We start from the raw sequence: 12,345 nt of genomic DNA on the forward strand, positions 1-12,345 counted from the left end.
GTATGCCGCGCAAGCAGATCCATCTCGCCGCGCACTTCCCGGGCGTCAACAACACGACGGTCTGGAGCGACCCGGCGTCCGGCAGCCACATCGACTTCGACTCGTTCGCGCACTTCGCACGGACCGCGGAACGGGCGAGGTTCGACTTCCTGTTCCTCGCCGAGGGGCTGCGGCTGCGCGAGCACCGCGGGGAGATCTACGACCTCGACGTCATGGGCCGGCCGGACACCTTCACGATCCTGAACGCGCTCGCGGCCGTCACGGACCGGCTGGGCCTGGCCGGGACGATCAACTCGACGTTCACCGAGCCGTACGACGTCGCCCGCCAGTTCGCGTCGCTGGACCACCTCTCCGGCGGCCGGGCCGCGTGGAACGTGGTGACGTCGTGGGACGCCTTCACCGGCGAGAACTTCCGGCGCGGCGGCTTCCTCCCGAAGGAGAAGCGGTACTCGCGGGCGAAGGAGCAGCTCGCCGCGACGGCCGCGATCTGGGACTCCCGCACCGGGCCCGAGGACCGCGGCAGGTTCGACTACACCTCCGACCAGTTCGACGTGCACGGCCGGTTCGCGCTCCCCCGCAGCCCGCAGGGCCGCCCGGTGATCCTCCAGGCCGGTGACTCGGAGGAGGGACGCGAGTTCGCCGCGGCGTCGGCGGACGCGATCTTCTCCCGACACGCCGAGCCCGGGGCCGGGCGTGCGTTCCTCGCCGACGTGAAGGGCCGCCTGGCCCGGTACGGCCGCGGGTGGGACGACCTGAAGATCCTGCCCGCCGCGACCTACGTGCTGGGCGACACCGACGCCGAGGCCGCCGAGCGCGCCGAGGTGATCCGCTACCAGCAGGTCAGCCCGCAGACGGCGATCGTGTTCGCCGAACAGCTGTGGAACACCGATCTGTCGGACCGCGACCCGGACGGTCCGCTGCCCGAGTTCAACCCGGTCGAGGGCGAGCTGGTCTCGCAGGACAGGGCGAGCGTGCGGCAGTACCGGGACCCGAAGGCCGTCGCCGACCAGTGGCGGGCGCTCGCCGCCGAGAAGGGCCTCTCACTGCGCGAGACGGTCATCGAGGTGACCGGGCGGCACACCTTCGTCGGGAGCCCGGCGACGGTGGCCGGCGCGATCGACGACGCGGTGCAGACCGACGCCGCCGACGGCTACGTCCTCGTCCCGCACGTCACCCCGGGCGGGCTCGACGAGTTCGCCGACCGGGTGGTCCCGCTGCTGCAGGAGCGCGGCTCGTTCCGCACCGACTACGCGGGGACGACACTGCGCGAGCACCTCGGGCTCCCGGCCGTCGCGACGACGACCGACCCGACCGCGGCCGCCACCGCAGCGCCCGGCGCCTGACTCGGCTCCGCCCGGAGCGGACCGGGTCCCGGCGCCGTCCGAACCGCCGGGACCCGGAGTTCAGTCCCGGCGCTCGTCGCCGGTCTCGTCGGTCTCGTCGGCCTTTCGGGCGCTGTCCCGCCGGGCCCGCGCGGCGATCATCGCCATGGCGAACGGGACACCCAGGAGCAACCCGAACGACAGGATGCCGGCCAGCCACTCACCGGGCACCAGCACGAGCACGATGACGCCGATCGCGACCGCCTGGAGCACCCGGTCCGCCGAGCCGTGGCCGGCGGCGGGCTGTGTCTCGGTGGTCTCGAGCGCGGTCATCCCGGTGTCGAGGTCGGGGTCCGACCTGCGCAGCTCACCCTCGAGGCCGGCGAGCGCGCGTTCCTCGTCGCGGTCGAGCGGCCGTGCGCCGTGGCGCGGGTCGGGTTCCGGCATCCCACCGGCCGGCTGCGACGGCGGTGGGGGCGGCAGTGTGGCGGACATGGCTCCTCCCCGGGGCCGGCCAGGACCGGCGGTCCGAGATTGCGACGGACCCCACCCATCGTAGCCAAACGGACAAATCTCCGCACGGGGGATGCGGTGGGCGGGCAGACGCACCCCGTCGCCGGTCCGCGCACCCGTTGCAGCAGGTGCGCGGGCCGCTCGAAGGGTGCGTGGCGCGGCCGGCGGGTGCGTGGGGCGGCCGGCGGGTGCGTGGTGCGGCCGGCCGCGGCGGCGCGGTTCCGGACCGCGGCGGACCCGGGTCGTGCCGGGGCCGCCTCGGGCTCGCGAAGCTAGCGGCCGTCATCGGCGGGGCGGCCGCCGGAGGTGCTGTCGACGGGCTCGTCGGCGCGCTCGCCGGAGCCGTCGGCAGCGGACCCGGCGGCGTCGGCACCGGCGGACCGGTCGGCACCGGCGGACCCGGTACCGGCGGACCCGGTACCCGGCTGTGCGCCGGCGGAGGCCTCGGCGCCCGAGGAGCCGGATGCGACCGAGGCGTCGTCCGCGCCCCCGCCCTCCGCGGCCCGGCGCCTCGACACCACGAGGCTGGCGATCGCCGCGACCGCGATGGTGCCCGTGATGACCAGCAGCGACAGCCAGATCGGCACCTCGGGCACCGGCACCGGCTGCCCGCCGTTGATGAAGGGCACGTTGTTCTCGTGCAGCGCGTGCAGGGTGAGCTTCACGCCGATGAAGGCGAGGATCACCGACAGCCCGTGTGCCAGGTAGATCAGGCGCTCCAGCAGCCCGCCGATCAGGAAGTACAGCTGGCGCAGCCCGAGCAGGGCGAAGGCGTTCGCGGTGAACACCAGGAACGGCTCCTGGGTCAGGCCGAAGATCGCCGGGATCGAGTCGAACGCAAACAGCAGGTCGGTGAGACCGATCGCGACGATGACCAGGGCCATCGGGGTCAGCAGCCGCTTGCCGTCGATCCGGGTGACGAGCTTGGCGCCGTCGTACTCGGTGGAGGTCGGGAGGACCTTGCGCACCATGCGGATCAGCCGGGAGTCGCCGGCGTCCTTCTCGTCCTCGTCGTCGGCGGACAGGGCCCCCTTGATCTGGGAGTACGCCAGCCAGAACAGGATGATCGCGAACAGGTAGAACACGGCGACGAACTGCTCGATGATCACCGCGCCGACCGCGATGAACGCGCCGCGCATGACGATCGCTATCGCGATGCCGATCAGCAGCACCTTCTGCTGGTGGATCTTCGGCACGGCGAAGCTGGTCATGATCAGCAGGAAGACGAACAGGTTGTCGACCGAGAGTGCCTTCTCGGTCAGCCAGCCGGCCATGTACTCGCCGCCGTACTGCCAGCCGGAGAAGACGCCGACGCCGACGCCGAACAGCAGGGCGATCGCGATGTAGCCGGCGGACCAGATGGCCGACTCGCGCAGTGTGGGCTCGTGCGGGTCGCGGGCGTGCCCGACGAAGTCGAACACGAGCATGCCGATGACGGCGGCGAGCGTCGCCAGCCACACCCAGAGAGGGACGTGCATGTGCAGGGGCCTCCAGCGCAGGATCGGGCGCTGAAGGTCTCCTCCGCCCGGGCGACCGTGATGCGCTCGGACCGGCGCCACCGGGTCCAGCTCGTCCTGGATCCGTGATGACGGCGACGCCGTGTTCGGGAGTACTCCCCTTCTTCCCGGCGAACGCTAGGCCATGGCGTCCGGTTCCCGACACCCGCGCCGTCCGCGACGCTCGTCACATCTGTCCGTATTGCGAACTTCAGGTGAACAGGCGGGTCGGCCGGTGTCGAGGACCGCGGGCCCGGGTCAGCCGGCGGTGCGGACGGTCGCCGGGTCGTGCGCGGGCCCCTGCACGGGACGCACGGCCGGACGTGGCACCTCGGGCAGCCGGGTGACGGCGGTCCGGCCGGCGGCCGCGACACGGGCCGGGACGACCGGGGTGACCGGACGTCGTGGGGTCACCCGCGGCAGCGGCCGGGTGCCCGACACCCGCGGCTCCGGGAACGCGGCGGCCACGTGGGCCGGCCGGACCGGCAGCTCCGGGAGCACCGGCGACCCCGCACCGGTCGCCGCGGCGAGGTGCGGGTGGGACACGTCCCGGAAGGGGGTCGGGACCGGCGACGGGCGCGTGTGCCCGGTCCGGGCGGCCACGGCGTCGCCGGCGGAGGCGGAGGCGGTACGACGGCCGCGCACCGCGGCCCGTGCCGCCCGGCGCACCGCGTCGCGGGTCGGGTCGAGGTACCCGGCGAGCGCGCTGCGGTCCGGCCGGCAGAGCTCGCGGCCACGGGCGAGATCGCCCAGCGAGCGGAGCACGACGGTCCCGATCGAGGGGAAGACCCCGCTGCCCATCGCGACGACGGTGAGCGTCACGCCGGACCCGCGCAGCGGGACGGCGACCTCGTCCGGGACGACCCGGCCACGGGTCCCCGCGGCGTCGGCACCGACGTCGGCGACGACCAGGATCCCGCCGCGGCCGCGGACGCCCATGGCGGTGGCGGCCGCACGCGTGAGCCGCGCGGATGCCGCGCCGACCGCGTCGGGCGTCGTCGCACCGGTCACCTCGCCGGTGTTCACCAGCAGCTCGACCGGCAGGCCCGGCTGGGCGATCCGCCGCTCGACGGCGGCCATCCCGGCCGGGTCGGTGAGGTCCGCGGCGAGGGTCTCGACGATCGCGCCGGTCGCCCGGCCGATCCGCTCGGCGAGGTCGGCGAGGTGGGCGGCGTCGCGCTCGACGAGGACGACCGCGTACCCGCGTTCGGCCAGCTCACGGGCGTAGGCCGCCCCGAGCCCGCTGCGTACCTCGGAGACCAGTGCTGTCGGCATGTCCCTGACGGTAGGAACCGGTCGCTGTGTGGTCACTGAGAACGGCGCGCCCGCTGAGACCCCGCTGAGTACCCGCCGGCACCGTCCCCGATCGGCGGGTCGGCCCGGTCCGATGTTTCAGCGCGCATCGTTACGGCAAATGGGGTATCGAGTGCCCCGTCAATCGGGTCGCCACGACACCGACCAGCACGAGCCGAGGAGGCCGTCATGGCAGGCAAGTTCGAGGTGTACGAGGACCGCGCCGGGAAGTTCCGCTTCCGGCTGAAGGCCACCAACGGGCAGGTCGTCGCCGTCGGCGAGGCCTACGAGAGCAGGTCGGCCGCCAAGAAGGGCTGCGAGTCGGTGCAGCGCGCGGCGGACGGCGCGGAGGTCGTCGAAGCCGACTCCTGATCGACCCCCTCATGGGTGAAAAGGGGTGACGGGCAGGCCGCCCGTCGCCCCTTTTCTGTCGTGCGGGCACCTCAGGCGGTCGCGCCCTGGCGCAGCACCGGGTGCCTGCCCTCCTCGAACTCCTCCACGAGCTTCGCGCAGAAGGCGTCGAGGTCGTCCGGGTTGCGGCTGGTGACCAGCCCCTCGTCGCAGACCACCTGCTCGTCGACGACGGTCGCGCCGGCGTTGCGCAGGTCGGTGCGGATGCTCGGGAACGACGTCAGCGTGCGTCCCTTCACGACGTCGGCCTCGATCAGCGTCCACGGTCCGTGACAGATCGCGCCGACCGGCTTGCCCGCCCGGAAGAACGCCTGCACGAAGGCGACCGCGGTCCCGTCGACCCGCAGGTTGTCGGGGTTCATGGTGCCGCCGGGCAGCACGAGCGCGTCGTAGTCGTCGGCCGAGACGTCGGCCACGGCCTTGTCGACCTCCAACGTGTCCGCCTTGTCGATGTCGCCGTTCATCGCCTGGATCGAGCCGGTGGACAGCGACACCAGGTCGACCCGGGCGCCCGCCTTCCTCAGCTCCTCGCGGGGCCGGGTCAGCTCCACCTGCTCGACGCCGTCCGCAGCCAGGATCGCGACCGTCCGGCCCTCGAGTTCGTTCGCTACCGTGGTTCCTCCATCGCTCGGGTGCGGTGCCTGGCCGGTGCGTTCCCGCTCACGTGCCGTCCAATCACCCGGGCCGCCTTCCGGTCGCCCGCGCGGTCGGCTACCGTCCCATCTGAGTAGTGTAGCGATACCCAGGAGCGGAGCATGGACGCGAGGCAGGCCGCAGGCGCGCAGGTGTGCTCGGTCGCGCGCACCGCGGCCCTGCTGTCCGACCCGTGGACGGTGCTCGTGGTCCGGGACCTGGGACGCGGCGTCCACCGGTTCGACGACCTGGCCCGCGGGCTGGGCGTCGCCCGCACGGTGCTGAGCCGGCGGCTGGCGACGCTGGTCGGCGACGGGCTCGCCGAGCGGGTGGAGTACCGCGACCCCGGCTCCCGGACGCGTGCGGAGTACCGGCTCACCCGGCGCGGGCAGGACCTCGGGGTCGTGCTCGCCGCGCTCATGGACTTCGGCGACCGGCACCTCGCCGGGGAGGCCGGGCCGCCGGTCGTCCGGGTGCACGACGGCTGCGGCGCCCCGGTGCGGCTGGTGAGCGTCTGTGCCGAGGGCCACCGGCTCGCCGGCGGGGACCGTGTGCTGCTCGAACCGGGCCCCGGAGCCCCCGACCACCCACCCCAGCAGGAGGACGCATGACCGCCGAGACCAGCACCCGTCGTCGCGAGCACGAGTGGTCCGACCCGCAGGCGCTCGCCGCCGCGGCCGGCGGGCTCGACGGGCTGGAGTTCCTGCGGCAGATCGTCGACGGGCGGCTCCCGGGGGCGCCGATCGCGAGCCTCGTCGGTTTCCGGGCCGTCTCGGCCGACCGCGGGACGGTCGTGTTCGCGTTCGAGCCCGCCGAGCACCAGTACAACCCGATCGGCTCGGTGCACGGCGGCGTCTACGCGACGCTGCTCGACTCGGCCTGCGGCTGCGCCGTGCACTCGACGCTGCCGGCCGGGACCGGCTACACCAGCCTCGACCTGTCCGTCCGGTTCCTGCGCCGGATCACCGCCGACACCGGCACGGTCACCTGCACCGGGCGCGTCGTGCACGCCGGCCGCCGCACCGCGCTGGCCAGGGCCGAGCTGACCGACGGCGACGGCAGGCTGCTCGGCGAGGCCACGTCGAGCTGCATGATCCTGCCCGGCGGCTGAACCGGCGGGGGCGGCCCGCGCCGCCCCCGCCCCCGCTCAGGGGAGCCGGAAGCTCGGCGCCCCGGCGGCCGGCGCGCTGACGTGGCTCTGCCGGTAGAGGTCCGACCACGGCGCCGGGGACCCGGGGAGCCCGGAGTCCTTCGCCGGGTCGTCGAGCGCGAGGTCGAGCCGCGCACCCTGCACCGTCACCTCCTGGTTCGAGACCGAGGGCAGCCAGTCGTTGGTGAGCGGGATCCCGGGCTGGACCGTCCCGATGTCGACGGCGAGCGAGTGCCCCGCGGGCAGCGTCCAGTCCATGGACTTCAGCTGCAGCCGGGTCTCGCCGGCACGCAGCACCGACACCTGCTGGTTGATCATCGTCCCGCTGCCGTCGGGGGCGACGTCGTGCAGCCGGACCATGACGTTGCCGGTCCCCCGCGCCGTCACCGTCGCGGTCGGTGTGCCGGTCAGCCGGGTGGCCGCGGCCACGGGCTCGGACCGCTGGACGAACGCGGAGGTGGCCCCGTCGTCGGTGTAGGTCCCGCCGCCGAGCCGCACGGTCGCCGTGCGGTCCGCGCGCGGCCAGCTGTCCTCGGCGCGCCAGGAGCCGGTGCTGTCCTCGACGGCGACGGCCGGGTACTGCACGGCCGGCTGGACGCCCTTCAGGTACTGGTCGTAGAACGAGAAGACCTCGTCGAACCAGCCCTCGCGGCCGAGCTCCAGGCGTCCGTCCGCGGTGCGCTCACCGCCCCGCTTGTGGTCCCACTGCCCCAGCCAGGCCCGCTGCGGGCCCTCGTGGTTCGCCAGGAACTCGGCCATGCCCTCGGCCTCGGTGTTCCACTCCAGGAAACCCTGGGTGAGGAACAACGGCGTCGTGGTGCCCTTCGCCCGCTCGGCCAGGTCCCGGACCGTCCAGGTCTCCGACTCCGGGTTCGGCTCCATGTACGACGCCGTGTTGAGGAGCGGGCACTCCGGGTGCGGCCCCGTGGGGGTGTCCCACGCGGCGTTGGCGAGGTAGCGGGGGTCGTCGTCCGGCATCTGCGGCTGCGTGGCGACCTCGTTGTAGACGGTGGGCACGGAGGTGATCGTCGACCGGGGCACGCCGCCGGAGCGCATGTTCCGCTGGATGTCCCAGATCGGCTCCTGCGCGATGACGGCCTTGAGCGCCGGGTGCTCCAGGTTGTTGCCGACCAGCGCGGTGACGCCGTCGAGCGACTTGCCGTACATCCCGACCGACCCGGTGGACCACGGCTGCGCGGCGGCCCAGTCGAGCGCGGCCCGGATGTCGGCCTGGTCGGCGGGACCGCCGATCGCCTCGGTGCAGCCGGTCGAGCCGCCGGAGCCCCGGGAGTCGACCATGACGAGCCCGTAGCCCCGCTCGAGCAGGCCGCCCTCGGCGATCAGGTCCTCGAAGCGGGCCGACGGGCCGGTGTGGGCGAACCCCTCCACGCTCAGCTGCCCGGAGTGTCCGAAGTAGCCGCCGGCGGACATCACGAGCGGGACCTTCGCGCCCTCGGGGAGGTCCTCGGGCAGCAGGACGTCCGCGTGCAGCTCGACGCCGTCGGCCGTCGGGAAGTAGTGCTGGGTCCAGCGCGCCCCCTCGGGGACGCGGTCGTTCTGCGCGTGCGTGACGGCGTCGGTGTCGGTGGCGACGGCGGCGGACCGCGCGACGGACGCGGACTGCGTGGTGGCGACGTCGCTGCAGCCCGCGAGCAGTGCCACGGACAGGGTCAGGACCCCCGCGGTCACGATCCTCCTCACGACGGCACCTCGGCCGTCAGGCCGGGCCGTGTCGCTGCCGGAGCGGCCGGGTGGTCTCGAGTGATCATGGGGGGTCTCGCCTCCTTCGCCGGTGGTGACGACAGGAGACGAGGTGCCGTAGCGGCACACTCAAGTGATCTGTGAGCCGGACCACTCCGGCGGCGTCACCCGCCGCCGGGCCCCGCGACCCGCACGGCGGCGTCGACGCAGCTCGCGGCACGGACGGCGCCGGGCGACTCCGCGGTCGTGCCGTACAGCTGCGGCCCGGGCAGATCCGGCGAGAGCGCGCGGGCGTCGTCGGTGACGGCGGCGAAGCCCTGCCGCCCGTAGGCCCACACCGCGCGGTCGCCGCCGGTCTCGCCGACGTCGGCGCCGCTCACCCGGGCGGCCAGGAACTCGACGTCGCCGCCGGGGACGGCGTAGCGCTGCGCGGCCATCCGCGCACCGTCCGGCAGCGCGCCGGCGAGGGCGTCGGCGTCGGTGTCCCGGGCGGGCGTGCACGAGGCGAGCGCGGCGGCCGGGTCGGTCGCGGCGAGGCGGGCGAAGTCCTGCGCGGCCGTCACCGCGCCGTCGATCTCCTTGCCGGCCTCGGCCTGGGCCGGCCCGACGAGCATCCCGGCCCCGACGACGACGGCGGTCAGCACCGCCGCGCCGACCAGGACGACCCCCACACACCAGGCCACGGTCCGCAGGACCAGGGACCCGGATCCGCTCATGTCGTCGACGGTAGACCGGTTTCCCGTTCCGGTCCGGACGAGAACCGGATCGGTGTCCTCATCCGGATGATCGTTCACTTCGTTCCCGGACGGGGCTGTCCCGCAGTTCGATCATGATGTAAGGAACGGTTCCGCTCCGTTCTCACAGGACGGGAGCCCCGTGGTCGTGATCGTGACCCGCGGGCCGGCCGGCGAGCCGTTCCGCGCGGCCGCGCACCTCGCCGCCGCCGATCCGGCCCGCGCCGACGAGGAGGTCCTCGCACGCGTCGAGCCAGCACACGTAGTACGGCGCCGCGGGGTCGGCGGCGATCCGCGCGACCAGCCGGTCCCGGAACGCGTCCCAGGTGATCCGGCCGCTCTCGGCGAGGGCCACCGCCATCCCGAACGCGCGGCCCTCTCACGGTTCGGCGAAGACCAGCTCGCCGTTCGCGCGGGGCGGCGCGGCCGGCCCGGACGTCTCGGCCGCGACGTTCACGGCGCCCCCACCTCGGCGACGCCCACCATCGCGTCCCGGGTGACCAGCGCCGCGAGCTCGTCCGGCATGAGGCCGCCGGTCCCGGCGGGACGGCGCGGCAGGGTCAGGTAGCGGACCTCGGCCGAGGAGTCCCACACCTCGATCCGTCGTTCCGGCGGCAGGTCGAGTCCCATCTCGCCGAGCACGGTGCGCGGCTCGCGCACCACCCGCGCCCGGTAGGCCGGGTCCTTGTACCAGCTCGGCGGCAGGCCGAGCACCGGCCACGGGTAGCACGAGCACAGCGTGCAGACGACGACGTGATGCACCTCGGCCGTCTGCTCCAGCACGACCATGTACTCGCCCTGCGGCCCGGTGAACCCGAGCGAGGCGATCGCGGCGGTGCCGTCGCGCAGCAGCCACTCCCGGTAGTCCGGGTCGGTCCAGGCACGGGCGACGACCGTCGCCCCGTTCAGCGGGCCGACGTCCTGCTCGTAGGTCCGGACGAACCCATCCATCACGGCCCGGTCGACCAGGCCGCGCTCGACGAGCAGCTCCTCGAGCGCCTCGGTGCGCAGCGCCGGGCCGGGGCGCGGCGCGGGGTCGTCGGGGGTCATCGCGGCTCCAGGTGGGACTCGGACAGGTCGGCGTGCACGGTCGCGTCCTCCGCGCCGTCGCCCCACAGCTCGCGGGCGGTGAAGGCGACCGTGTAGACGTGCTGCGGGTGCTCGCCGGCGAGGACGGCGTGGGTGTCGGGCAGGACGTGCGGCGGCCGGACGGCGGTGACGACACCGGCCCGCCCGCGCACGTAGCGGGGCAGCTTCGCCGTCGGGGCCGGTGCCTCTGCCAGGGGCCGCACCGGGTCGCCCGGCGCGAACCGCGGCGGCGACCCGATCTCGCGCAACGAACCGGGCGCGGTCGGCGCGTAGTCCGGCCGGGCGGGCTCTGGGGCGGCCGGTTCGGAGACGTCCTCGCCACACCGCGCCCGGGCCCTGGCCTCGACGGCTCCCGGTGCCAGGATCGCGGAGTCGGTGAGCATGAGCTCGGCGGCGTTCAGCCAGCGGCCGTAGTAGCCGTCGTCGAGGTAGGACGCCCGGTCGAGGCGGGAGAGCGCGTACCGGAACGCGTCGAGGTTGCGCCCGGAGATCCGTCCCATGGTCAGGACGGTCAGCGCGAACGCCCGGCCCTCCCACGGGTGCGGGAACGGCGGCTCCGGCTCGACGTCGGACGGCCGGACGACCGGTCCCCACCCGTCCGTCCCGCCGAGGTCGGCGGTGTCCACTCAGGAGCCCAGGGCCAGGACGTTGCAGACGTCGCCGCGGCCGCCGGTGGAGGTGAGCCCGCGCTGCGAGCGGATGCGTTCGGCGAGGAAGTCGGCGTCGGCACCCACACCGGAGAACCGGCCGGACCCCCATGTCCACTGCCAGGGCAGGCCGAGGAAGAACAGCCCGGGGGTGCCGGTGGTGCCGCGCTGGTGCACCGGCGCGCCGCGGCCGGTGAACACGGGCACGTCGACCCAGGAGTAGTCCTGCCGGAAACCGATGCACCAGACGACCGACGTGATCCCGGTCGAGGCCAGGTCCAGCTCGGTCGTCTCGGACGCCGGGCGCCACACCGGGGTGTAGCGCTCCTCCACCGGCGCGTCGATCCCCTGGGACTCCACGAAGCCGTCGATGGTGTCCTTGATGGACTCGCTGACCTCGTCGGCGTGGTCCAGGGACGACTCCAGGTCGGGCCGGAACCGCAGGGTGCCCGCGGTGTGGTCGGTGAGCACGCCGTAGAGCCGCATGCCCTCGGCGGCGAACCGGCGCAGGTCGACGTCGCGGCCGCCGTCGCGGCCGGTCACGTAGTGGTTGGCCTGCGCGCGGACGGCCTCCCGGCGCGGGTGCCGGGTGACGGGCATCCGGTAGTAGCCCATCTCGTCGAGCCAGTCGGTGACGTCACGGCCCCGGTAGAACCGCGCCACCCGGGGCGCGTGCCCGACGACGAGGTGCACCGCCCTGCCCTCCAGGTGCAGGTCCTCGGCGATCTGGGCCCCGGACTGCCCGGACCCCACGACCAGCACCTCGCCCGGCGGCAGCTGCCCACCGTTGCGGTACTCGTGCGACTGCACCTGGGTGATCGACGGCGGCAGCGGCTCGGACAGCGGCGGAGTGATCGGTGTGTGGTAACCGCCGGTGGCGACGACGACCTGGTCGGCCGTGCAGGTCCCGGCCGAGGTCTCGATCCGGAAGGTGCCGCGCTCGTCGCGGGTCAGCCGGGTGACGGTGACGCCCTCGCACAGCGGCGGGTCGACGAAGGCCCGGTAGGCCTCCAGGTAGTCGACGACCTCGCTGCGGACCATGAACCCGTGCGGGTCGTCACCGGCGTAGGGGAAGTCCGGCAGGTCGCACTGCCAGTTCGGCGTGACCAGGCTGAACGTGTCCCACCGGTAGGACTTCCAGGACGAGGCGACGACGTCGCGCTCCAGGACGAGGTGGTCGATCCCCCGCACGTCCAGGCACCGGCTCATCGACAGCCCGGCCTGCCCGCCGCCGACGACGACCACCGGCCGGTGCTCGCCGTCCAGGTCGGACGGCGGTGTGCGTCGCCCGTCGCGCTGTGCCACCGCGGTCATCGGACCTCCTCGATTCGGCTGAGGTGATCCACGGTCGACCCG

12 protein-coding genes and 2 pseudogenes are annotated in these 12,345 nt (G+C 74.1%); 4 read left to right on the forward strand and 10 right to left on the reverse strand.

What is annotated here, in order from left to right; all coding sequences use genetic code 11:
- Positions 1 to 2 precede the first annotated feature (2 nt).
- The gene (locus tag Ae150APs1_RS07035; protein WP_075296531.1) at positions 3 to 1,343 is read left to right on the forward strand and encodes an NtaA/DmoA family FMN-dependent monooxygenase; all 1,341 of its coding nucleotides are present in this window, start codon (positions 3 to 5) and stop codon (positions 1,341 to 1,343) included.
- 60 nt (positions 1,344 to 1,403) lie between these two features.
- Here Ae150APs1_RS07035 and Ae150APs1_RS07040 read toward each other — a convergent pair whose 3' ends face one another.
- The 3 genes from Ae150APs1_RS07040 to Ae150APs1_RS07050 all read right to left on the reverse strand — a co-directional run bounded on the left by Ae150APs1_RS07040 (position 1,404) and on the right by Ae150APs1_RS07050 (position 4,606).
- The gene (locus Ae150APs1_RS07040; RefSeq protein WP_075296533.1) at positions 1,404 to 1,817 is read right to left on the reverse strand and encodes a DUF3040 domain-containing protein; all 414 of its coding nucleotides are present in this window, start codon (positions 1,815 to 1,817) and stop codon (positions 1,404 to 1,406) included.
- A 290-nt stretch (positions 1,818 to 2,107) separates the two neighbouring features.
- Positions 2,108 to 3,313, reverse strand: a complete 1,206-nt coding sequence (locus Ae150APs1_RS07045) for a TerC family protein (protein WP_075296535.1) — start codon at positions 3,311 to 3,313, stop codon at positions 2,108 to 2,110.
- A 276-nt stretch (positions 3,314 to 3,589) separates the two neighbouring features.
- Positions 3,590 to 4,606: an SDR family NAD(P)-dependent oxidoreductase gene (locus Ae150APs1_RS07050; RefSeq protein ID WP_075296537.1), complete on the reverse strand. Its 1,017-nt coding sequence runs from the start codon at positions 4,604 to 4,606 to the stop codon at positions 3,590 to 3,592.
- A gap of 207 nt (positions 4,607 to 4,813) precedes the next feature.
- On the opposite strand from Ae150APs1_RS07050, the gene Ae150APs1_RS07055 reads away from it, so the two are divergent.
- Positions 4,814 to 4,996 carry a DUF1508 domain-containing protein gene (locus Ae150APs1_RS07055; protein WP_010241459.1) on the forward strand — a complete coding sequence of 61 codons (183 nt, stop codon included), beginning with the start codon at positions 4,814 to 4,816 and terminating at the stop codon, positions 4,994 to 4,996.
- A gap of 71 nt (positions 4,997 to 5,067) precedes the next feature.
- On the opposite strand, the pseudogene Ae150APs1_RS07060 reads toward Ae150APs1_RS07055, so the two are convergent.
- A pseudogene (locus Ae150APs1_RS07060) lies at positions 5,068 to 5,646 on the reverse strand (type 1 glutamine amidotransferase domain-containing protein); the annotation flags it as partial.
- Positions 5,647 to 5,790: 144 nt separating this feature from the next.
- On the opposite strand from Ae150APs1_RS07060, the gene Ae150APs1_RS07065 reads away from it, so the two are divergent.
- Together Ae150APs1_RS07065 and Ae150APs1_RS07070 are read left to right on the forward strand one after the other, a co-directional pair.
- Positions 5,791 to 6,279, forward strand: coding sequence for a helix-turn-helix domain-containing protein (locus tag Ae150APs1_RS07065; protein WP_010241453.1), 489 nt, complete (start codon positions 5,791 to 5,793; stop codon positions 6,277 to 6,279).
- Positions 6,276 to 6,779: a PaaI family thioesterase gene (locus tag Ae150APs1_RS07070; protein WP_010241451.1), complete on the forward strand. Its 504-nt coding sequence runs from the start codon at positions 6,276 to 6,278 to the stop codon at positions 6,777 to 6,779. The genes Ae150APs1_RS07065 and Ae150APs1_RS07070 overlap by 4 nt, the downstream gene beginning before the upstream one ends.
- 36 nt (positions 6,780 to 6,815) lie before the next feature.
- Here the strand turns inward: Ae150APs1_RS07070 and Ae150APs1_RS07075 are convergent, their stop codons facing one another.
- The 6 genes and pseudogenes from Ae150APs1_RS07075 to Ae150APs1_RS07100 all read right to left on the reverse strand — a co-directional run bounded on the left by Ae150APs1_RS07075 (position 6,816) and on the right by Ae150APs1_RS07100 (position 12,303).
- Positions 6,816 to 8,519, reverse strand: coding sequence for a CocE/NonD family hydrolase (locus Ae150APs1_RS07075; protein ID WP_249266246.1), 1,704 nt, complete (start codon positions 8,517 to 8,519; stop codon positions 6,816 to 6,818).
- A gap of 164 nt (positions 8,520 to 8,683) precedes the next feature.
- The gene (locus tag Ae150APs1_RS07080) at positions 8,684 to 9,235 is read right to left on the reverse strand and encodes a hypothetical protein (protein WP_060575339.1); all 552 of its coding nucleotides are present in this window, start codon (positions 9,233 to 9,235) and stop codon (positions 8,684 to 8,686) included.
- A 142-nt stretch (positions 9,236 to 9,377) separates the two neighbouring features.
- Positions 9,378 to 9,620, reverse strand: a pseudogene (locus tag Ae150APs1_RS07085) (nitrile hydratase accessory protein); the annotation flags it as partial.
- A gap of 86 nt (positions 9,621 to 9,706) precedes the next feature.
- A complete protein-coding gene (gene nthA, locus Ae150APs1_RS07090; protein ID WP_060721911.1) occupies positions 9,707 to 10,303 on the reverse strand; it encodes a nitrile hydratase subunit alpha in 597 nt (198 codons plus the stop codon).
- Complete coding sequence (locus Ae150APs1_RS07095) at positions 10,300 to 10,968, reverse strand: SH3-like domain-containing protein (RefSeq protein WP_075296541.1); 669 nt, start codon at positions 10,966 to 10,968, stop codon at positions 10,300 to 10,302. Before Ae150APs1_RS07095 ends, nthA begins: the two co-directional genes overlap by 4 nt.
- The gene (locus Ae150APs1_RS07100; protein WP_083679978.1) at positions 10,969 to 12,303 is read right to left on the reverse strand and encodes an MSMEG_0569 family flavin-dependent oxidoreductase; all 1,335 of its coding nucleotides are present in this window, start codon (positions 12,301 to 12,303) and stop codon (positions 10,969 to 10,971) included. It abuts the gene before it with no gap.
- Positions 12,304 to 12,345 lie beyond the last annotated feature (42 nt).

Source organism: Pseudonocardia sp. Ae150A_Ps1, from assembly GCF_001932315.1.
Classification (GTDB): domain Bacteria; phylum Actinomycetota; class Actinomycetes; order Mycobacteriales; family Pseudonocardiaceae; genus Pseudonocardia.

Bases quoted from the DNA above. Each gene is read 5' to 3' on its own strand.
- Ae150APs1_RS07050 (WP_075296537.1), bottom strand. From the start codon at position 4,606: ATGCCGACAGCACTGGTCTCCGAGGTACGCAGCGGGCTCGGGGCGGCC.
- Ae150APs1_RS07055 (WP_010241459.1), top strand. From the start codon at position 4,814: ATGGCAGGCAAGTTCGAGGTGTACGAGGACCGCGCCGGGAAGTTCCGC.
- Ae150APs1_RS07045 (WP_075296535.1), bottom strand. From the start codon at position 3,313: ATGCACGTCCCTCTCTGGGTGTGGCTGGCGACGCTCGCCGCCGTCATC.
- Ae150APs1_RS07065 (WP_010241453.1), top strand. From the start codon at position 5,791: ATGGACGCGAGGCAGGCCGCAGGCGCGCAGGTGTGCTCGGTCGCGCGC.
- Ae150APs1_RS07100 (WP_083679978.1), bottom strand. From the start codon at position 12,303: ATGACCGCGGTGGCACAGCGCGACGGGCGACGCACACCGCCGTCCGAC.
- Ae150APs1_RS07035 (WP_075296531.1), top strand. From the start codon at position 3: ATGCCGCGCAAGCAGATCCATCTCGCCGCGCACTTCCCGGGCGTCAAC.
- Ae150APs1_RS07070 (WP_010241451.1), top strand. From the start codon at position 6,276: ATGACCGCCGAGACCAGCACCCGTCGTCGCGAGCACGAGTGGTCCGAC.
- Ae150APs1_RS07040 (WP_075296533.1), bottom strand. From the start codon at position 1,817: ATGTCCGCCACACTGCCGCCCCCACCGCCGTCGCAGCCGGCCGGTGGG.
- nthA (WP_060721911.1), bottom strand. From the start codon at position 10,303: ATGACCCCCGACGACCCCGCGCCGCGCCCCGGCCCGGCGCTGCGCACC.
- Ae150APs1_RS07080 (WP_060575339.1), bottom strand. From the start codon at position 9,235: ATGAGCGGATCCGGGTCCCTGGTCCTGCGGACCGTGGCCTGGTGTGTG.